We start from the raw sequence: 21,083 nt of genomic DNA on the forward strand, positions 1-21,083 counted from the left end.
CAGGCGGCGTAAAGACCAACAGGGCAAGGGGAAGGGATCATGCAAACCATCATGCGCTATCTGGCAATGTTCTGCCTGTCACTGCTGGGCGGGGGGGCCGCCTGGGCGGCATCGACCCTGACGGACCTGGACTATCGTCAGGCGGGCGAGGGAGTCGAGGTCGAGCTGCATTTCGAGGGTGGCGTGCCCGAGGTGCGTGGCTATCGGCTCGATGGGCCGCCGCGCCTGACCATCGACCTGATGGAAACCGCCAGCCTGGTGGATCGCCCGCGTCAGTCCCTCGACCTGGGGGGCGTGGAGCAGATCACTACCCTGCAGGCCGGGTCGCGGACCCGGTTGGTCTTTACCCTCGACGAGGAGTTGCCTTACTCCACGCGCCAGGAGGGGGATCGACTGATCCTGGCCATCGGCGGCGCCGGCGGGGCGTCCTCGTCGGTGGTCGCCGCCGCGCCGCCCACGACCACCAACACGGCCACGGCTACGCCGGTCGTCCAGGAGCCGCGCATCGAGGATATCGCTTTCCGCCGTGGCGCCGATGGCGCCGGGCGCCTGATCGTGACCTTCGATCGTAGCGGTATCGATAGCCGGGTTCGCGAGGCCAGCGACAACCGCATCCTCGCGGAGTTGCGTGGGGTGCGCCTGCCGGCCTCCCTGGATCAGGTGCTCGACGTCACCGATTTCGCCACGCCGCTGAGTCGCATCGTGCCGCGCCCCGGCCGCGAGGGGGTGACCCTGGAGCTGCAGGCCAGCGATGACTTCGCCATGTTCTCCACCCATAGTGGACGGGAGCTGGTCATCGAGGCCCAGCCAGTGGCGGCGCCGGCGCCGCAGCAGGTGACGCGCCCCGAGCAGCGCAGCTTCAGCGGCGAGCGTATCACCCTGAACTTCCAGGATATCGAGGTGCGCTCGGTACTCTCCATCATCGCCGACTTCACCGGGCTGAATATCGTCGCCAGCGATAGCGTGACCGGTCGGGTGACCCTCAACCTGCAGGACGTGCCCTGGGACCAGGCCCTGGATCTGGTGCTCAAGAGTCACGGCCTGGCCAGTCGTCAGGAGGGTAACGTGATCGTGGTGGCGCCGGCGGCGGAGTTGGCCAATATCGAGCGCCAGGAGATCGAAGCGCGGGAGCAGATGGAGGTGCTGGCGCCCCTGGTGACCCGCTATGTGCAGATCAACTATGCTCGAGCCGCCGATCTGGCCGGCCTGCTGCGCGGTGGCGAGGAGGGCTTCGGCCTGCTCACCGAGCGTGGCCGGGTCAGCGTCGATGCGCGCACCAATACCCTGCTGATCCAGGACACCGCCGAGCAGCTCGAGCAGATCCTCGACACCATCGAGCAACTGGACGTGGCGGTGCGTCAGGTACAGATCGAGGCGCGGATCGTTATCGCCCGGGATAGCACCAGTCGCGAGCTGGGGGTCAACTGGGGGCTGTCGCGGCCCGGAGGCAGCAATATCGACCTGGATGGCGCCGCCACCGGTCCCGGTCAGACCTTCTTCGATCCGGTGGAGGGCGAGCTGGTCTACCGCGATCGCGGCGGCCTGGCGGTGGATCTGGGGGGCGATCGTGATCCGCTGACCTCCTTCGCCTTCGGCTACCTCTCCGGGGATATCCTCATCGACCTGGAGCTGCGCGCCCTGGAGAGCGAGGGGCGTAGCCAGACCATCTCCCAGCCCCGGGTGATCACCGCCAATCAGCGCACCGCGGTGATCAAGCAGGGCGAGGAGCGGGCCTTCCAGACGGTTAGCGACAGCGGTACCGAGACCGATTTCAAGGAGGCGGTGCTCTCCCTGGAGGTGACCCCGCAGATCACCCCGGACAACCGCATCGTCATGGACCTGCTGATCACCAACGACAGCTTCCGGGATACCTTCGTCGGCAGCGAGCCGCCCATCGACCGCAACGAGATCCAGACCCAGGTGCTGGTCAACAACGGTGAAACGGTGGTCCTGGGGGGGATCCTGACCACCGAACAGATCCGTAGCCTCTTCGAGACACCGCTGCTGTCGGACATCCCGATCATCGGCAACCTCTTCCGCTATACCCAAGAGAGCAATGAAAAGGTAGAGTTGCTGATATTCATCACACCCACGATCCTCGAGGATGGGCTGGCACTTCGCTGATGCAGGACTTACCCAATCTCTTTCTCATCGGCCCCATGGGGGCCGGCAAGAGCACCATCGGCCGCCTCCTGGCGGCCGAGCTGTGCCGTGACTTCTATGACAGCGACCACGAGATCCAGGCGCGCTGTGGTGCCGATATCCCCTGGATCTTCGATGTCGAGGGGGAGGCCGGGTTTCGCGAGCGCGAGTCCCAGGTGATCGATGAGCTGACGCAGCTGTCGGGCGTCGTCATGGCCACCGGCGGCGGCGCGGTGATCCGTGAGGTCAATCGGCGCGCCCTGCGCGAGCGGGGGACCGTCATCTACCTCTATACCACGGTGGAGCAGCAGCTCAGGCGCACCGCCAAGGACCGCAATCGCCCCCTGCTCCAGGCCGAGGATCCCGGCCAGGTGCTGCGGGACCTCTTCGCCGCCCGGGACCCGCTCTATCGGGCCACGGCGGACCTGATCGTGCGCACCGATCGCCGCGGCCCCAAGGCGGTGGCCGGCGAGATCGTGCGTCGGGTCACCAAGCTGGTCGACCCGCTCAAGTCCTGCAAGGCGTGATGCCATCTTCCGTAACCTTCGGTGCTACCCCTCCATGAGCCAAGCCTCTTCCGTCAGTACCCTCAACGTCGATCTCGGCGAGCGCAGCTACCCCATTCATGTCGGCGCCGGCCTGCTGGGGGATCCCCAGTGGTTGGCCCCCTATCTGGCCGGCCGCCAGGTGATGATCGTCACCAACGAGACGGTGGCACCCCTCTACCTGGCGGCCTTCAGGGCCGGCCTGCCCGAGGGGCTCGAGGTGCGCGAGGTGATCCTGCCGGATGGCGAGCACACCAAGACCCTGGCCAGCGTCGAGCGGATCTGGGATGCCCTGCTGGAGGCGGGCTTCAATCGCCGCTGCACCCTGGTGGCCCTGGGGGGCGGGGTGATCGGCGACATGACCGGCTATGCCGCCGCCTGTTACCAGCGCGGGGTCGCCTTTGTCCAGGTGCCCACGACATTGCTCTCCCAGGTCGACTCCTCGGTGGGGGGCAAGACCGGCGTCAATCATCCCCGCGGCAAGAACATGATCGGCGCCTTCTGGCAGCCCCGTGCCGTGCTGATCGACACCGCTACCCTGGGCAGCCTGCCGGGCAGGGAGCTCTCCGCCGGCCTGGCGGAGGTGATCAAGTACGGCCTGATCCGCGATGCGGATTTCCTGAGCTGGCTGGAGTCGCGGATGGCGGCCCTGCGAGGCCTCGACGAGGCCGCCCTGCGCGAGGCGATCCTGCGCAGCTGCGCCATCAAGGCCGAGGTGGTGGCCGCCGACGAGACCGAACAGGGCGTGCGTGCCCTGCTCAACCTGGGGCACACCTTCGGTCATGCCATCGAGGCCCACCAGGGCTATGGCGCCTGGCTGCATGGCGAGGCGGTGGGGGCCGGCATGCTGATGGCCGCCGAGCTCTCCGCGCGACTGGGCTGGCTCACCCGGGATGAGGTGGAACGGGTGGCAGCGGTGATCGAGGCGGCGGGCCTGCCGCTGGCGGCGCCGGCGGCCATGGACGAGGAGGCCTTCCTGGTGCCCATGCGCCTCGACAAGAAGAATATCGATGCCCGCCTGCGCCTGATTCTGCTGCGACGGCTGGGGGAGGCCTGCGTGCATGACGAGACGCCGCCGGAGCTGCTGCATGGCGTGTTGACGGACTTTCCCAGGCAGTAATATTTTCTAGAAAATACGCTTTCTACAAGAAAAGCGGCGGCCATCTTCGGGTGGTCGCCGCTTTTCTTTTGGGGTGTAGCCTATGCCTGAAGAGTATGCGATTCATTAATTCGTATGCCTTATGCAGGATCGGTATGGGTTGGAGGCGATGTTTTTAGACTAAAGTCTATGATGTTGATCGGTGCCGAGAGGTCAGCGTCAAGTCATTGAACTGACGAGTTTTTTCTTCGTTGGGGGTACCTAACCCAGCGATTTATTGAGATTTTTTGTGGGCTGGTCGGGGCCGGGAATTGCGCGGGAGAGGGGGGCTGGCTATGCTGGACAGCCTTTTTTCTGCTTCATGGCCGCCGGATACTGCGTATCTATAAAAAAATAAAAACGGAAAAAAATATCACGGTTGGTCAGGAAATAAAAGACATCTAGCTTGAGGGACACGCCCATGAACCGAGGTCTCCATCAGCCCGGCGAATTCCGCGATAACTGCGGCTTCGGCCTGATCGCCCATATGGAAGGCGAGGCCAGCCATGACCTGCTCAAGACCGCCATCGAGTCGCTGACCTGCATGACTCACCGCGGCGGCATCGCCGCCGATGGCAAGACCGGCGACGGTTGCGGCCTGCTGCTCAAGATGCCCGAGGGCTTTATGCGCGAGGTGGCTCGGGAGGCCCTGGGGGTCGACCTGGGCAACCGCTTCGCCGTGGGCGCCATCTTCCTGCCCGATGACGACGATCGCGAGGCCCATGCTCGTCAGGTGCTGGGCGCCGAGCTCGAGGCCCGTGGCCTCATCGTTCACGGCTGGCGCGAGGTGCCCACCGATCCCGGTGTCTGCGGCCCCATGGCCCTGGAGTGCCTGCCGCGGATTCGCCAGGTCTTCGTCGAGGCCGCCGATGAGCGCCTCGATGCCCAGCTGGCGGTGGATCTCTTCATGGCGCGGCGGCGCGCCGAGGAGGCGCTGCGCGACGAGGAGGAGTTCTATGTCTGCTCCCTCTCCGCCAAGGTGGTCTCCTACAAGGGCCTGATGATGCCGGTGGACCTGCCCACCTTCTATCGCGACCTGGGGGATCCGCGCCTGACCACGTCGATCTGCGTCTTCCACCAGCGCTTCTCGACCAATACCGCACCGCGCTGGCCGCTGGCCCAGCCGTTCCGCTTCCTGGCCCATAACGGCGAGATCAATACCATCGAGGCCAACCGCGGCTGGGCCAACTCGCGCAAGGAGAACTTCGTCTCGCCGCTGCTGCCGGAGATCGCCGAGCTCGACGAGATCGTCAATACCGTGGGCTCCGACTCCTCCAGCATGGACAACATGCTGGAGGTGCTGATGACCGGCGGCATGGATATCTACAGCGCCATCCGCATGATGGTGCCGCCGGCCTGGCAGAACGTGGAGACCATGGATGGTGCCCTGCGTGCCTTCTACGAGTACAACTCCATGCATATGGAGCCCTGGGACGGCCCCGCCGGCATGGTGATGACCGATGGTCGCAACGCCGTCTGCATGCTCGATCGCAACGGCCTGCGTCCGGCCCGCTGGGTGATCACCAAGAACGGCTATATCACCCTGGCCTCCGAGATCGGCACCTACGACTACGCCCCCGAGGACGTGGTCGCCAAGGGGCGCGTCGGGCCGGGCCAGGTGCTGGGCATCGACACCGAGACCGGCCAGGTGCTGCATACCGCCGACGTGGACGAGCGGCTCAAATCCGCCTATCCCTACAAGCGCTGGCTCAAGGAGCGCGCCCACTACCTGGAGTCCGCCCTCACCGAGCTGGCCCGCTTCCAGCCCCTGGAGGCCGAGGCGCTCAACGTCTGGCAGAAGATGTTCCAGGTCAGCTTCGAGGAGCGTGATCAGGTGCTGCGCCCCCTTGCCGAGAGCGGCCAGGAGGCGGTGGGCTCCATGGGCGACGACACCCCCATGGCGGTGCTGTCGCGGCAGAACCGCCTGCTCAGCGACTACTTCCGCCAGAAGTTCGCCCAGGTGACCAATCCGCCCATCGATCCGCTGCGGGAAGCGATCGTGATGTCCCTGGAGACCTGCATCGGCGCCGAGCTCAATGTCTTCGAGGCGACCCCGGATCATGCCCATCGCATCATCCTGACCACGCCGATCCTCTCGCCGCGCAAGTTCACCGCCCTGGTCAGTCACGAGGATCCGGCCTTCGCCAGCCACACCCTGTCGCTTGGCTATGATCCCGAGCAGCAGGGCCTCAAGCAGGCGCTGCTGGCGCTCTGCCAGCAGGCCGAGGAGGCGGCGCGCAGCGGCAAGGTGCTCCTGGTGCTCTCCGATGCCGACCTGCCCAAGGGCGAGCTGCCGATTCATGCCGCCCTGGCGGTGGGGGCCGTGCACCACTACCTGGGCAAGCTGGCGCTGCGCCCGCGGGTCAACCTGGTGGTGGAGACCGGCTATGCCCGGGATGCCCACCAGATGGCGGTACTCTTCGGCGTCGGTGCCACCGCGGTCTATCCGTGGCTGGCCTATCAGGTGATGGCCGATATGCACCGCTCCGGCGAGTTGGTCGGCAACCCCGCGGACGCCCGGGAGAACTACCGCAAGGGCATGCAGAAGGGGCTCTACAAGATCCTCTCCAAGATGGGCATCTCGACGCTGGCCTCCTACCGCGGCTCCATGCTCTTCGAGGCGGTGGGCCTCAACGAGGAGGTGATGGCGCTGTGCTTCCCGGGCATGGCCTCGCGCATCCAGGGCACCGGCTTCGCCGAACTGCAGCTGCAGCAGGAGCTGCTGGCCCGGGACGCCTGGATTCCCCGCAAGGGCATCTCCCAGGGCGGCCTGGTCAAGTATGTCCACGGCAAGGAGTACCACGCCTACAACCCGGACGTGGTCAAGACCCTGCAGGAGGCGGTGCAGCAGGGCGACTACCAGAAGTGGAAGAAATTCGCCCGCCTGGTCAACGAGCGGCCGGTGGCCACCATCCGCGACCTGCTCAGGCTCAAGCCCACCGCCGAGCCGCTGCCCCTGGAGGAGGTGGAGCCGGTGGAAGCGCTGATCCCGCGTTTCGACAGCGCCGGCATGTCTCTCGGCGCCCTGTCGCCGGAGGCCCACGAGGCCCTGGCCCAGGCCATGAACGAGTCCGGTGGTCGCTCCAATTCCGGTGAGGGCGGCGAGGATCCGGCCCGCTACGGCACCATCCGCTCCTCGAAGATCAAGCAGATCGCCTCCGGGCGCTTCGGCGTGACCCCGGCTTACCTGGTCAACGCCGAGGTGCTGCAGATCAAGGTGGCCCAGGGCGCCAAGCCCGGTGAGGGCGGCCAGTTGCCCGGCGGCAAGGTCAATGAGCTGATTGCCCGGCTGCGCTACTCGGTGCCCGGCGTGACCCTGATCTCGCCGCCGCCGCACCACGATATCTACTCCATCGAGGACCTGGCGCAGCTGATCTTCGACCTCAAGCAGGTCAACCCGGACGCCCAGGTCTCGGTGAAGCTGGTCTCCGAGCCGGGCATCGGCACCATCGCCACCGGGGTGGCCAAGGCCTACGCCGACCTGATCACCGTCTCAGGCTATGACGGCGGCACCGCGGCCAGCCCCATCACCTCCATCAAGCACGCCGGCTCGCCCTGGGAGCTGGGCCTGCCGGAGGTGCATCAGGCGCTGCGCATCAATGGCCTGCGCGACAAGATTCGCCTGCAGACCGACGGCGGCCTGAAGACCGGCCTCGATGTGGTCAAGGCGGCGATCCTCGGCGCCGAGAGCTTCGGTTTCGGCACCGCTCCCATGGTGGCGCTGGGCTGCAAGTACCTGCGCATCTGTCACCTCAACAACTGCGCCACCGGCGTCGCCACCCAGCACCAGTTCCTGCGCGACGAGCACTTCCGCGGCACCGTGGACATGGTCAAGCACTACTTCCGCTTTATCGCCGAGGAGGTGCGTGAGCTGATGGCCCTGCTGGGCGTTCGGCGGCTCACCGACCTGATCGGTCGCACCGACCTGCTGGAAGTGCTGGAGGGCGAGACCGCCTCCCAGCGCAAGCTGGACCTGGCACCGCTGCTGGCCAACGACTCCGTGCCGGCGGAGGCCCCCCAGTTCTGCGCCGTGGAGCGCAACGTGCCCCACGATCCGGGCGCCAAGAACCAGGAGGTGCTGGCGGCCCTGGAGCAGGCCATCGCCGAGAAGTCCGGCGGCGAGTTCCGCTTCGCCATCACCAACTGCGACCGCTCGGTGCCGGCGGCGGCCTCCGGGGCCATCGCCAAGCGCTACGGCGAGGCGGGCCTGGAGGAGGCGCCCCTCAAGGTGCGCTTCGAGGGCGTGGCGGGTCAGAGCTTCGGGGTGTGGAACGCCCGTGGCCTCAACCTCTACCTGGAGGGGGACGCCAACGACTACGTCGGCAAGGGCATGAACGGCGGCCAGATCGTTATCGTGCCGCCCCGGGCCAGCCGCTTCGAGAGCCACCGGACGGCGATCATCGGCAATACCTGCCTGTATGGCGCCACCGGCGGCAAGCTGTTCGCCGCCGGTACCGCCGGCGAGCGCTTCGCGGTGCGCAACTCCGGGGCCCATGCGGTGATCGAGGGCGCCGGCGACCACTGCTGCGAATACATGACCGGCGGCCTGGTGGCCGTGCTCGGCGAGACCGGCGTCAACTTCGGCGCGGGCATGACCGGCGGCTTCGCCTATGTGCTCGACGAGGATCGCACCTTCGTCGACAAGTACAACCACGAGCTGGTGGAGATCCACCGGGTCAATACCGAGGCCATGGAGGCCTATCGGCGTCATCTGCGGGAGATCATCGAGGAGTACGTGGCCGAGACCGGCTCCGAGCGCGGCAAGGCGATCCTCGAGGACTTCAGCGACTTCGTCCGTCACTTCTGGCTGGTGAAGCCCAAGGCCGCGAGCCTGGGCAGCCTGCTCGCCGAATCACGGCGCCGGCCGGAATAAGCGGCCGCCACGAGTGACCGGCGCCGGCCCAGGGCAGGGCCCGGCCGGCGCCGACGAGATCGCCACGCAGAGACTAGGAGCAGAGACCATGGCTAACCGTTTGAGCAACGATTTTCAGTTTATCGACGTGGGTCGCCAGGACCCGCAGAAGAAGGAGGCGCGGACCCGGGCCAAGGAGTTCGCCGAGATCTACGAGCCCTTCAAGCCCCAGGAAGCGGCGGGTCAGGCGCACCGCTGCCTGGCCTGCGGCAACCCCTACTGCGAGTGGAAGTGCCCGGTCCACAACTACATTCCCAACTGGCTGAAGCTGGTGGCCGAGGGCAATATCCTCGAGGCCGCCGAGCTCTCCCACCAGACCAACTCGCTGCCCGAGGTGTGTGGCCGGGTGTGTCCCCAGGATCGCCTCTGCGAGGGTGACTGCACCCTGAATGACGGCTTCGGCGCGGTGACCATCGGTTCGGTGGAGAAGTACATCACCGATACCGCCTTCGCCATGGGCTGGCGCCCGGACATGTCCCGGGTGACCCGCACCGACAAGCGGGTGGCCATCATCGGCGCCGGCCCGGCGGGGCTCGGCTGCGCCGATATCCTGGTGCGCAACGGCGTCACTCCGGTGCTCTTCGACAAGTACCCGGAGATCGGCGGCCTGCTGACCTTCGGCATCCCCGAGTTCAAGCTTGAGAAGCACGTCATGGAGCGCCGCCGGGCGGTCTTCGAGGAGATGGGCATGGAGTTCCGCCTCGGCGTCGAGGTGGGCAAGGACGTGGCCTTCGAGACCCTGCTCGAGGAGTATGACGCCGTCTTCCTGGGCATGGGCACCTACAAGTACATGGAAGGGGGCTTCCCCGGCGAGAACCTGCCCGGGGTCCACAAGGCCCTCGACTACCTGATCGCCAACGTCAACCACTGCCTGGGCTTCGAGAAGGATCCCGCCGACTTCGTCTCCCTGGAAGGGCAGAAGGTGGTGGTACTGGGCGGCGGCGATACCGCCATGGACTGCAACCGCACCGCCATTCGCCAGGGCGCGGCCAGCGTGTCCTGCGCCTATCGCCGCGACGAGGAGAACATGCCGGGCTCCAAGCGCGAGGTGACCAATGCCCGGGAGGAGGGGGTGGACTTCCTCTTCAACCGTCAGCCGGTGGCCGTGGTGGGCGAGGAGAAGGTCGAGGGCGTCAAGGTGGTGCGCACCCGCCTGGGCGAGCCGGACGAGAACGGTCGCCAGCGCCCCGAGGTGGTGCCGGGCTCCGAGGAGGTGCTGCCCGCCGATGCGGTGGTGATCGCCTTCGGCTTCCAGCCGAGCCCGGCGCCCTGGTTCGCCGATTTCGGTATCGAGGTGGACGAGCGGGGCCGGGTCAAGGCTCCCGAGCAGGGCGCCTACCCCTTCCAGACCACCAACGAGAAGATCTTCGCCGGTGGCGATATGGTGCGCGGCTCCGACCTGGTGGTCACCGCCATCTACGAGGGGCGCCAGGCCGCCGAGGGCATCCTCGACTACCTGGAGGTGTAAGCCGTTCGACTGGCTGGAGTGTGGAACGGGGCTGGTAGGTGCGGGGCTGACTGACTCGCTCCTCGCCAGCCCCGCACCGCCCCGCGCATCGAGGCCGGCTGAGTCGCTGGGTCACCACTGCTGGAATGGCTGAGGGGCTGGCCGACCGCTAACTCTATCTGTTGCCGGAGGCCCGGGGCTACCCTGAGGGCAGGCACTTCGCAAAGACGCTGTGAACCCGTCCCTGGGCGCTCGACTTTTTCGTCCCTGAAAAAGACGCTTTGCTCCGACCTGCCCTCAGCGCCCCTCAGCCATTCCCGCTTTGGTAAGCGCAGCTGGCGGAAGGCGGTCAAAATTGAGCCATTGGTCGCACTCTGCTATTCTGTCGTCCCATCCTGGCGCGGCTTCCTGCCGAGCCTTCCGATCACGTTTCGACAGGTTCTCCATGACACGATATATCTTCGTGACCGGCGGCGTTGTGTCCTCACTCGGCAAGGGCATTGCGTCGGCTTCGCTGGCGGCGATTCTCGAGGCCCGTGGCCTCAAGGTCACCATTCTCAAGCTGGATCCCTACATCAATGTGGACCCGGGCACCATGAGCCCCTTCCAGCACGGCGAGGTGTTCGTCACCGAAGATGGCGCCGAAACCGACCTCGACCTGGGCCACTACGAGCGCTTCATTCGTAGCAAGATGACCCAGGGCAACAACTTCACCACGGGGCGCGTCTACGAGCACGTGCTGCGCAAGGAGCGCCGCGGCGACTACCTGGGCGGTACCGTGCAGGTGATTCCGCATATCACCGACGAGATCAAGCGCCGGGTCTACGCCGGCAGCGAAGGCTACGACGTGGCCCTGGTCGAGATCGGCGGCACCGTGGGCGATATCGAGTCGCTGCCCTTCCTGGAATCGATCCGCCAGATTCGCAGTGAGCTGGGGGGTAACCGGGCGATCTTCATGCACCTGACCCTGGTGCCCTACATCAAGACCGCCGGCGAGACCAAGACCAAGCCGACCCAGCACAGCGTCAAGGAACTGCGCTCCATCGGTATCCAGCCGGATATCCTGATCTGTCGCAGCGAGGTGGAGCTGGAGGCCAGTGAGCGCCGCAAGATCGCGCTTTTCACCAACGTCGAAGAGCGCGCCGTGGTGCCCCTGCAGGACGCCGACACCATCTACCGCATCCCGCTGATGCTCCACGAGCATGGCCTCGACGAGATCGTCTGCGACAAGCTGCGCCTGGAGGCCGGTGAAGCCGACCTGGGCGAGTGGGTGCGGGTGCTCGATGCCAAGCTCAACCCCCTGAAGTCGGTCAATATCGCCATGGTCGGCAAGTACATGGAGCTGCTCGACGCCTACAAGTCGCTGAACGAGGCGCTGATTCACGCCGGCATCCAGGGGCGGGTCAAGGTCAACGTCGACTATATCGACTCCGAGGAGATCGAGCGCAACGGCACCGACCGCCTGGCCGACAAGGACGCCATCCTGGTGCCCGGCGGCTTCGGCGAGCGCGGCGTGGAGGGCAAGATCGCCACCGCCCGCTTCGCCCGCGAGAACAAGATCCCCTACCTGGGCATCTGCCTGGGCATGCAGGTGGCGGTGATCGAGTTCGCCCGCCATGTGGTGGGCTGGGACGATGCCAACTCCACCGAGTTCACCCACGACACCCAGCACCCGGTGGTGGGCCTGATCACCGAATGGCTCTCCCCGGAGGGCAAGATCGAGCTGCGCGACGCCGCCTCCGACCTGGGCGGCACCATGCGCCTGGGTGGTCAGGTGTGCCGCCTCGAGGCCGGCACCAAGGCCCGCGAGGCCTATGGCAACGACGAGATCGTCGAGCGCCATCGTCACCGCTATGAGGTCAACGACCAGTTCGTGGCCGACCTGGAGAAGGCCGGCCTGGTGGTCTCCGGCAAGAGCGTCGACAACTCCCTGGTGGAGATGGTCGAACTGCCCGATCACCCCTGGTACGTCGCCTGCCAGTTCCACCCGGAGTTTACCTCTACGCCGCGCGATGGCCATCCGCTGTTCAGTGGCTTCGTCAACGCGGCCCTGGAGCACAAGAACGTGCGGGCCCGCCAGCAGGCCCAGGCCCAACCGCAAGGCTAAGGCGGAGGAGCCCCCATGGCCGTAGCGCAGAAAACCCTCGAGTTTGCCGGTCTGCGGACCGGCAATGACCTGCCGCTGACGCTGTTCGGCGGCATGAATGTCCTGGAATCCCGCGAGCTGGCCCTGGAGGTCGCCGAGGCCTATGTGGAGGTCACCTCCCGTCTCGGCATCCCCTATGTCTTCAAGGCCAGCTTCGACAAGGCCAATCGCAGTTCCATCCACTCCTTCCGTGGCCCCGGCCTGGAGCAGGGACTGGAGATCCTCGCCGAGGTGAAGGCGCGCTTCGACGTGCCGATCCTCACCGACGTGCACGAGCCCTGGCAGGCGGCCCCCGCCGCCGAGGTGGCCGATATCATTCAGCTGCCCGCCTTCCTGGCCCGCCAGACCGACCTGGTGGTGGCCATGGCCGAGACCGGCGCGGTGATCAATATCAAGAAGCCGCAGTTCCTGGCGCCCCATGAGATGCGCCATATCATTCGCAAGTGCGAGGAGGCCGGCAACGATCGGCTGATCCTCTGCGAGCGGGGCTCCAGCTTCGGCTACAACAACCTGGTGGTGGACATGCTCGGCTTCGGCGAGATGAAGCAGACCGGTTACCCGCTCTTCTTCGACGTGACCCACGCCCTGCAGCGCCCCGGGGGGCGCTCCGACAGCGCCGATGGTCGCCGCCAGCAGGTGGGCGAGCTGGCCCGGGCCGGGGTCGCCGTGGGCCTGGCGGGGATCTTCCTCGAGGCTCACCCCGATCCGGATCACGCCAAGTGCGATGGTCCCTGCGCCCTGCCGCTGGATCGCCTCGCCCCCTTCCTGACCCAGCTCAAGGCCCTCGATGAGCTGGTCAAGGGCTTCCCGGCCCTGGAGATATCCTGAGCGGAGCCGTGACCTACCGACTCAATCAACGCTGACTCACTAAGGACGAAAAACCTATGACCAAGATCGTCGACATTCGCGCCCTCGAGGTACTCGACTCCCGCGGCAATCCCACCGTGCAGGCCGAGGTCTTCCTTGATGGCGGCGCCAAGGGCGTGGCCTGTGCCCCCAGCGGCGCCTCCACCGGTTCCCGCGAGGCCCTGGAGCTGCGCGACGGTGACAAGGCCCGCTATCTGGGCAAGGGCGTGCTCAAGGCCGTGGACGCCGTGAATGACGCCATCCGTGAGCGCCTGGTGGGCCTGGATGCCGAGGATCAGCGCGCCCTGGATAACGCCATGCTCGAGCTGGACGGCACCGACAACAAGGCGACCCTGGGGGCCAACGCCATCCTGGCGGTATCGCTGGCCGCCGCCAAGGCCGCCGCCGCCGCCAAGGGCGTGGAGCTCTACGCGCATATCGCCGAGCTCTATGGTCGGCCGGGGCAGTTCAATATGCCGGTGCCGATGATGAACATCCTCAACGGCGGCGAGCATGCCGACAACAATGTCGATATCCAGGAGTTCATGGTGCAGCCGGTGGGTGCCGCGAACTTCCGCGAGGCGCTGCGCATGGGCGCCGAGATCTTCCACGCCCTGAAGAAGGTGCTGAGTGCTCGTGGCCTCGCCACCTCGGTGGGTGACGAGGGCGGCTTCGCCCCCAACCTGGCCTCCAACGCCGAGGCCCTGGCGGTGATCCGGCAGGCCGTGGAAGACGCCGGCTACCGTCTGGGCCAGGACGTTACCCTGGCACTCGACTGCGCCTCCTCCGAGTTCTATAAGGACGGCCAGTACAACCTCGCCGGCGAGGGCAAGTCCTATGATGCCGCGGGCTTCGTCGACTACCTGGCCGAGCTGTGCGAGGCGTACCCCATCGTCTCCATCGAGGACGGCATGGACGAGTCCGACTGGGCCGGTTGGAAGGCGCTGACCGACAAGCTGGGCGACAAGGTGCAACTGGTGGGCGACGACCTCTTCGTCACCAACACCAGGATCCTCAAGCGCGGCATCGACGAACAGATCGGCAACTCCATCCTGATCAAGTTCAACCAGATCGGCTCCCTCTCCGAGACCCTGGATGCCATCAAGATGGCCCAGGACGCCGGCTTCACCGCGGTGATCTCCCACCGCAGCGGCGAGACCGAGGACACCACCATCGCCGATCTGGCGGTGGCCACCTCCGCGGGCCAGATCAAGACCGGCTCCCTGTGCCGTAGCGACCGGGTCGCCAAGTACAACCGCCTGCTGGTGATCGAACAGCAGCTGGGCGAGGCGGCCGCCTACCCGGGCCGTTCCGCCATCAAGGGGCAGTAAGGCGTGTCATCCAGGGCGACATTTCGTGTAGGAAATTGCTTACACGAGGGCGAGGAAGTCGCCCTGGTTGATCAAGTTGTGATCATTCCGATATCGTGAAATAAGTGCCAATTATTTGATTTTTGGTTGTTTTTTTCTCAGCGTCGCGGCCGCCTCCAGGGCGGCCGTGGTCGTCTGGGAACCTTGAGATGTGCGCCGGAGCTGCCACAATGAACTCGGGATTTGGAAAAGCGGGGAGTGCTTTTCCGGCAGGATGCCACGGGATGCTAGTCGGGTGCGCCGGGTACACAAGGGACAAGGTTTCCCGGCAGGGATGTCACCTAGGGAGTCGAGCCGATGGAGCGGTTCAAGGACATGCTAGGAGCGGGCGGCCTTCGGGCCGCCTTTTTTGTGCCCGCGCCATGGGGGCCAACGCAAGACGCCGACCCTGGGGGTCGGCGTCTTGCGTCGTACGGCACTGGGGCCGTGGGCCTGAGTTTAGCGCTCCAGCAGCTCCAGCTTGCCTTCCTTGCCATCCCAGGCCTCGGCGTCGGGCAGCGGATCCTTCTTCTCGGCGATATTCGGCCAGACCTCGGCGAGCTCCGCGTTGAGTTCGATAAAGGCCTGCTGGCCATCCGGTAGCTCGTCCTCGGAGAAGATCGCCTCGGCGGGGCACTCCGGCTCGCACAGGGCGCAGTCGATGCACTCGTCGGGGTGAATCACCAGGAAGTTGGGGCCTTCATAGAAGCAGTCCACCGGGCAGACTTCGACGCAGTCGGTGTACTTGCACTTGATGCAGTTTTCGGTGACGACGAATGTCATGGGTTCCCCTCGGTCGGTTGGGGCTCGGCGGTCGCATGGCCACCGAGGCGGTAATGAATAATGTTATAAGCGGCGTCCCTATTATAAGTCGCCATTCTAATGGCGCCCTATTCTAGAGGCGTCTTTCCGGGCCAGCAAGCCGCGTCAGGCGGCTGACTGGACGATCGCGTCGAGCATGCCCTCTGCTCTCGGGCCTGAGGGCGCGTCGTTTGCCCCGGGGCTCCCCGGTCGCGCCACCGGCTAGAGGCGCTTCTTCCACTGATATAGCAGCTCCAGGGCCTGGCGGGGGCTGAGATCGTCCACGTCCAGCCCCTCCAGGGCCTCCACCAGCGGGTGGGGGGCGCTGGCGAAGAGGTCGTTCTGCAGCGGAGCGGCGCCACCGGCGGCGGGGCGGGGCTGGTCCACCTCCTGCTGCTCCAACTGGGCGAGCTTCTCCCGGGCCCGCCGGATCACCCCCTGGGGCACCCCGGCCAACTGGGCCACCTGCAGGCCATAGCTCTGGCTGGCCGGTCCATCCTCCACCCGGTGCATAAAGACGATGCCGTCCTTGTGCTCCGCCGCCGTCAGGTGGACGTTGGCGACCCCCTCGGCCTGCTCCGCCAGTGCCGTCATCTCGAAGTAGTGGGTGGCGAAAAGAGTGAAGGCACGGGTACGGGTCAGGTGCTCGGCGCTGGCCCAGGCCAGCGACAGGCCGTCGAAGGTGCTGGTGCCGCGGCCGATCTCGTCCATCAGCACCAGGCTCTGGTCGCTGGCGTTATGGAGGATATTGGCGGTCTCGGTCATTTCCACCATAAAGGTGGAGCGCCCGCCGGCCAGGTCATCGGAGGAGCCGATGCGGGTGAAGATGCGATCCACCGGGCCGAGCCGCGCCGCGGTCGCCGGCACGAAGCTGCCGGTGTAGGCGAGCAGGGCGATCAGCGCCGCCTGGCGCATGTAGGTGGACTTGCCGCCCATGTTGGGGCCGGTGATCACCAGCATGCGGCGCGCGTCGTCCATGATCAGGTCATTGGGCACGAAGGGGCCGTCGCTGACTTGCTCCACCACCGGGTGGCGTCCACCGCGGATCTCCAGGCCCGGGGCGGCCTCCAGGGTTGGGCGGGTGAAGTCCAGGGCCTCGGCCCGCTCGGCGAAGGCGGCCAGGACGTCCAGGCCGGCCAGGGCGCGGCTGGTGGCCTGAAGGGCCTCCAGTTCGGCATTGAGGGTATCGAGCAGGCCGTCATAGAGCAGCTTCTCCCGGGCCAGGGCCCGGGACTTGGCGGAGAGTGCCTTGTCCTCGAACTCCTTGAGCTCGGGGATGATAAAGCGCTCGGCGTTCTTCAGGGTCTGGCGGCGGATATAGTCCGCCGGGGCCTCCTTGGCCTGGGCGCGGGGAATCTCGATGTAGTAGCCGTGGACCCGGTTGTAGCCCACCTTGAGGCCGGGCAGGCCGGTGCGCTCCCGCTCCCGGGCCTCCAGCCGCACCAGGTAGTCGCCGGCGTGTTCGGCCAGGCCGCGGTGCTCGTCGAGCTCGGTATCGAAGCCCTCGGCGATCACCCCGCCGTCGCGGATTACCACCGGCGGGTTCTCCACCAGGGCCCGGCCGAGGGTGTCGGCGAGCTCCGGGTAGGGGCGAATCTGGCGCTTCAGTTCGTCCAGGCTGGAGCCTTCCGGGTAGTCGGCCAGGGCCGCGGCCAGCTCCGGCAGGGCGATCAGGGCGTCGCGCAGGCGCGCCAGGTCCCGGGGGCGGGCGCTGTAGAGGGCCACCCGGGCGAGGATGCGCTCGCAGTCGCCGATCGGCTTGAGCGCCTCGCGCAGCTCGTTATAGCCCTCGGCCTCCAGCAGCAGGGTCACCGCGGTCTGGCGTTGGGTGACCAGGGTGGCGTCGCGCAGCGGGCGGTTGAGCCAGCGCTTGAGCAGCCGCGAGCCCATGGCGGTGGTGGTGGTGTCCAGCACGCTGGCCAGGGTGTTGTCGGCGCCGCCGCCGAGATTGATATCGATCTCCAGGTTGCGGCGGCTGGCGGCGTCGATCACCACGGCGTCATCGCGGCTCTCCACGCCGATGGCGGTGACATGGGGCAGCCGCGAGCGCTGGGTGTCCCGGGCATAGTCGATCAGCACCCCGGCGGCGGTGAGGGCGGTCTCCAGGTGGGCGCAGCCGAAGCCGCGCAGGTCCTGGACGCCGAACTGGTCGCAGAGGATGCGCCGGGCGCTCTCGGCGTCGAAGAGCCAGGCGCTCTGGCGGCGCAGGCCACGGCGCTCCGCCAGCTGGGGCGGCAGCTCCAGGTCCTCGCCCGCCAGCACCTCCGCCGGGTCGAGGCGCTGGAGCTCGGCGAGCATCTCGCCCTCGCCTTCGACCTCCAGTACCCCGAAGCGACCGCTGGAGAGCTCCAGCCAGGCCAGGCCCCAAGTGCCCTGGTGCGGGTGCAGGGCCAGCAGCAGGTTGTCGCGGCGGGCGTCCAGCAGGGCCTCGTCATAGAGGGTGCCCGGCGTGACGATGCGCACCACCCGGCGCTCCACCGGCCCCTTGCTGGTGGCCGGGTCGCCGATCTGTTCGCAGATCGCCACCGACTCGCCGGCACCCACCAGGCGCGCCAGGTAGCTCTCGGCGCTATGGTAGGGCACCCCGGCCATGGGGATCGGCGCTCCGGCGGACTGGCCGCGCTGGGTCAGGGTGATATCGAGCAGCGCCGCGGCGCGCTTGGCATCCTCATAGAAGAGCTCATAGAAATCGCCCATGCGGTAGAAGAGCAGCACATCGGGGTGATCGCGCTTGATCTTCAGGAACTGCTGCATCATCGGCGTATGGGTGGGAGTGGCCTGTGACATCGGGGATCCTGTTGAGGCTCTGCACTGGCTGGCAAAAGGCAGTATTCTAACGCCCAGGCAGTGGCTCCGTCAGGAGCGATCGCATCCGAATCAGGAGGTCCCATGTCCGAGCAAGGGCGCTACCTCGCCAACCTCGACCTGCTCACCCTGAGCGAGCGCCTGGGGCGGCTGTGCCGCGCCCGGGGCATCGCCGTGACCTGCGCCGAGTCCTGCACCGGCGGCGGCGTGGCCAGTGCCATTACCGCGGTGGCCGGCAGCTCCGACTACTTCGAGACCGGTTATGTCACCTATGCCAACGGTGCCAAGACGCGGCTGCTCGGGGTGCCCGACAGGCTGCTGGTCGAGCACGGCGCCGTGAGTCGCGAGGTGGTGGAGGCCATGGTGGCCGGCGCCTGTCGCGATAGCGGTGCCGGACTCGGCGTGGCCATCAGCGGAGTGGCCGGCCCCGGCGGCGGCAGCGCCGACAAGCCGGTGGGCACCGTCTGGTTCGCCTGGGGTGATGCCGAGGCCCAGCAGGCCGAGCGCCATCACCTTCCCGGCGACCGTCGGGCGGTGCGCGAGCAGGCGGTACGTATCGCCTTGATCGGACTGATTCAACGACTCGAGGCCTTCGAGGAGTAGGCGCGGGCCGATTTTTTCGCCATACTACTGGGCAACCATACAGTAATTGGCGGCGTCGCTCCGGGCGTCGCCCCAACCGATCCCAAGGAGACCTCCATGGCTCAGGATGACAACCGTTCCAAGGCGTTGAGTGCCGCCCTCAGTCAGATCGAGCGGCAGTTCGGCAAGGGCACCGTGATGCGCCTGGGTGACACCCCGCGGGTGACGATGCCCTCGGTCTCCACCGGCTCCCTGGGGCTGGATATCGCCCTGGGCATCGGCGGCCTGCCCTACGGCCGGGTGGTGGAGATCTTCGGTCCGGAGTCCTCGGGCAAGACCACCCTGACCCTGTCGGTGATCGCCCAGGCCCAGAAACAGGGCAAGACCTGTGCCTTTATCGATGCCGAGCACGCCCTCGATCCCAGCTATGCCGAAAAGCTCGGCGTCAACCTGGATGACCTCCTGGTCTCCCAGCCGGATACCGGCGAGCAGGCGCTGGAGATCTGCGACATGCTGGTGCGCTCCGGTGGCGTCGACGTCATCATCATCGACTCGGTGGCGGCGCTGACCCCGCGGGCCGAGATCGAGGGCGAGATGGGTGACTCCCACGTCGGCCTGCAGGCACGCCTGATGTCCCAGGCCCTGCGCAAGGTCACCGGGCATATCAAGAACGCCAATTGCATGGTGGTCTTCATCAACCAGATCCGCATGAAGATCGGCGTGATGTTCGGCAGTCCCGAGACCACCACCGGCGGTAACGCCCTGAAGTTCTACGCCAGCGTGCGCCTGGATATCCGTCGCACCGGCTCGGTGAAGCAGGGCGACGAGGTGGTCGGCAACGAGACCCGGGTCAAGGTGGTCAAGAACAAGGTGGCGCCGCCCTTCCGTCAGGCGGAGTTCCAGATCCTCTATGGCAAGGGCATCTACCATGCCGGCGAGGTGATCGACCTGGGCGTGCAGTGTGGCCTGGTGAGCAAGGCCGGCGCCTGGTACAGCTACCAGGGCAGCAAGATCGGCCAGGGCAAGGCCAATGCCGCCCAGTACCTGGAGGAGAATCCGGCCATCATGGAGGAGATCGAAAGCCAGATTCGTGCCCAGTTGCTGGCCAATGTGGCGCCGGCGGAGGAGGAAAAGGCCGAATCCGCGGAGGCTCCACAGGCCGACGGCGAGGGCGACCTGCTCTAAGCCATGAGGCGCGATGCCGAGCCTGTTTCCCCCCGGGAGGATGCCATCCGCCTGCTGGCCCGGCGCGACTACTCGCGCCACGAGCTGGAGGGGCGCCTGGCCAGCAAGGGGCACTCTGCCGAGGCCATCGGCGAGTGCCTGGATGCCCTGGCCGAGCAGGGGCTGCAGAGCGATGCCCGCTTCGCCGAGGCCTTCCTGCGCTCGCGGCTGGCTCGTGGCCAGGGGCCGCTGAAGGTGCGCGCCGACCTGGGCCAGCGGGGGCTCTCCCGGGAGGCCATCGATACGCTCCTCAGGGAGGCCGAGGCCGGTGGCGAGCTCGACTGGTTTGCCCTGGCCGCCGAGACCCTGGGCCGACGCTTCGCCGCCCCCGCCACGACTCCCAGGGAGCGGGCCCGCCAGGAGCGTTTCCTGGCCGGGCGCGGCTTCAGTTACGACCAGGTGCGTTATGCCTTGGAGACGGCCTGGAGCGAGGAAGAGTAAACGCTCAGGCGTTTCCTGCGCTCTATCCGACCCGCGGTTTCAGTTTCGACCAGGTGCGTCACGCCCTCGAAACGGCCTGGCGAGACGATGTGGTGAGCGAGTCACCATGTATAAGTGGCCAAGGGGCGCTGGGGGCAGGTCGGAGCAAAGCGTCTTTTTCAGGGGTGAGGAGCATGTCTCCGAACGGGTAGGCCATGGATGGCCTACTCCGGCCCTGCAAGCGGAGCAGGATGCGAAAGCACCGCAGGAAAAAGTCGAGCGCCCAGGGAGGGGTTTACAGCGTCTTTGCGAAGGCCTGTCCCCAGGTTAGCCCCGAGCCTCAATACCTAAAGTGAAGCCATGTGGCTAGAGATGCCACCCGTCGCTCGCAGGGCTAACTGACTCGCTCCTCACCAGGACGAAACCCTGACGCTGCGCTCGCGACTGACGCGTCGGGCCGGACCGAGGTCCCTCTCGCCGACCCTAGATCGACATCCCTGTCGATCCCCGCTAGTCGCTCGCTTCTCGTCAGCGTCCTGGCGACGTCGCTTCGCTAGTTAGCCCCGCTGTGGCCTCGTCCCAGCGTCTAGGTGTGATCTCTCTGTAGGTTGTTCATCCGGAGCCGACCCGGAAAACTGGGGGTGCGAACCAAACCAACCTCCAGGAGGCCCGGATGAACACCCATAAGAATGCCCGTCTCACTCCTCATGGTCGAGCCCTGCTGGT

Annotated in this window: 14 protein-coding genes; 11 read left to right on the forward strand and 3 right to left on the reverse strand. The window is 66.6% G+C overall.

Annotated features, from left to right (window positions below):
- Nucleotides 1–39: 39 nt before the first annotated feature.
- The 3 genes from pilQ to aroB are packed head-to-tail and all read left to right on the forward strand — an operon-like array spanning nt 40 to nt 3,807.
- The gene (pilQ, locus tag NFU04_RS14215) at nt 40–2,124 is read left to right on the forward strand and encodes a type IV pilus secretin PilQ (protein WP_251310098.1); all 2,085 of its coding nucleotides are present in this window, start codon (nt 40–42) and stop codon (nt 2,122–2,124) included.
- The gene (gene aroK / locus NFU04_RS14220) at nt 2,124–2,669 is read left to right on the forward strand and encodes a shikimate kinase AroK (RefSeq protein WP_146803609.1); all 546 of its coding nucleotides are present in this window, start codon (nt 2,124–2,126) and stop codon (nt 2,667–2,669) included. Before pilQ ends, aroK begins: the two co-directional genes overlap by 1 nt.
- A gap of 34 nt (nt 2,670–2,703) precedes the next feature.
- Nucleotides 2,704–3,807 carry a 3-dehydroquinate synthase gene (gene aroB / locus NFU04_RS14225; RefSeq protein ID WP_251310099.1) on the forward strand — a complete coding sequence of 368 codons (1,104 nt, stop codon included), beginning with the start codon at nt 2,704–2,706 and terminating at the stop codon, nt 3,805–3,807.
- A 312-nt stretch (nt 3,808–4,119) separates the two neighbouring features.
- Here the strand turns inward: aroB and NFU04_RS16415 are convergent, their stop codons facing one another.
- Nucleotides 4,120–4,248, reverse strand: coding sequence for a hypothetical protein (locus NFU04_RS16415; protein WP_285835160.1), 129 nt, complete (start codon nt 4,246–4,248; stop codon nt 4,120–4,122).
- On the opposite strand from NFU04_RS16415, the gene gltB reads away from it, so the two are divergent.
- From gltB to eno, 5 genes are all read left to right on the forward strand, one after another.
- Nucleotides 4,247–8,698, forward strand: coding sequence for a glutamate synthase large subunit (gene gltB / locus NFU04_RS14230; RefSeq protein WP_251310100.1), 4,452 nt, complete (start codon nt 4,247–4,249; stop codon nt 8,696–8,698). The genes NFU04_RS16415 and gltB overlap by 2 nt on opposite strands.
- Before the next feature lie 88 nt (nt 8,699–8,786).
- A complete protein-coding gene (locus tag NFU04_RS14235; RefSeq protein WP_251310101.1) occupies nt 8,787–10,205 on the forward strand; it encodes an FAD-dependent oxidoreductase in 1,419 nt (472 codons plus the stop codon).
- Nucleotides 10,206–10,629: 424 nt separating this feature from the next.
- Nucleotides 10,630–12,291: a CTP synthase gene (locus NFU04_RS14240; RefSeq protein WP_251310102.1), complete on the forward strand. Its 1,662-nt coding sequence runs from the start codon at nt 10,630–10,632 to the stop codon at nt 12,289–12,291.
- 15 nt (nt 12,292–12,306) lie between these two features.
- Entirely contained in the window at nt 12,307–13,158 is an 852-nt protein-coding gene (gene kdsA / locus NFU04_RS14245; protein ID WP_251310103.1) for a 3-deoxy-8-phosphooctulonate synthase, read from the forward strand.
- Nucleotides 13,159–13,214: 56 nt separating this feature from the next.
- A complete protein-coding gene (gene eno / locus NFU04_RS14250; RefSeq protein WP_251310104.1) occupies nt 13,215–14,507 on the forward strand; it encodes a phosphopyruvate hydratase in 1,293 nt (430 codons plus the stop codon).
- Nucleotides 14,508–14,984: 477 nt separating this feature from the next.
- Here eno and fdxA read toward each other — a convergent pair whose 3' ends face one another.
- Together fdxA and mutS are read right to left on the reverse strand one after the other, a co-directional pair.
- Nucleotides 14,985–15,308, reverse strand: a complete 324-nt coding sequence (gene fdxA, locus NFU04_RS14255) for a ferredoxin FdxA (protein WP_251310105.1) — start codon at nt 15,306–15,308, stop codon at nt 14,985–14,987.
- A 240-nt stretch (nt 15,309–15,548) separates the two neighbouring features.
- Nucleotides 15,549–18,113, reverse strand: coding sequence for a DNA mismatch repair protein MutS (gene mutS / locus NFU04_RS14260; RefSeq protein ID WP_251310106.1), 2,565 nt, complete (start codon nt 18,111–18,113; stop codon nt 15,549–15,551).
- Between the two features lie 102 nt (nt 18,114–18,215).
- Between mutS and NFU04_RS14265 the strand changes: the two genes are divergently transcribed.
- The 3 genes from NFU04_RS14265 (at nt 18,216) to NFU04_RS14275 (ending at nt 20,378) form a co-directional block, all read left to right on the forward strand.
- Nucleotides 18,216–18,734 (forward strand): CinA family protein, encoded by a 519-nt coding sequence (locus NFU04_RS14265; RefSeq protein ID WP_251310107.1) that lies wholly within the window; start codon nt 18,216–18,218, stop codon nt 18,732–18,734.
- Nucleotides 18,735–18,830: 96 nt separating this feature from the next.
- Entirely contained in the window at nt 18,831–19,898 is a 1,068-nt protein-coding gene (gene recA / locus NFU04_RS14270) for a recombinase RecA (protein WP_251310108.1), read from the forward strand.
- 3 nt (nt 19,899–19,901) lie between these two features.
- A complete protein-coding gene (locus NFU04_RS14275; protein WP_251310109.1) occupies nt 19,902–20,378 on the forward strand; it encodes a regulatory protein RecX in 477 nt (158 codons plus the stop codon).
- Nucleotides 20,379–21,083: the final 705 nt, after the last annotated feature.

Origin of the sequence: Halomonas sp. NCCP-2165 (assembly GCF_023708045.1) — a bacterium.
Classification (GTDB): domain Bacteria; phylum Pseudomonadota; class Gammaproteobacteria; order Pseudomonadales; family Halomonadaceae; genus Bisbaumannia; species Bisbaumannia pacifica.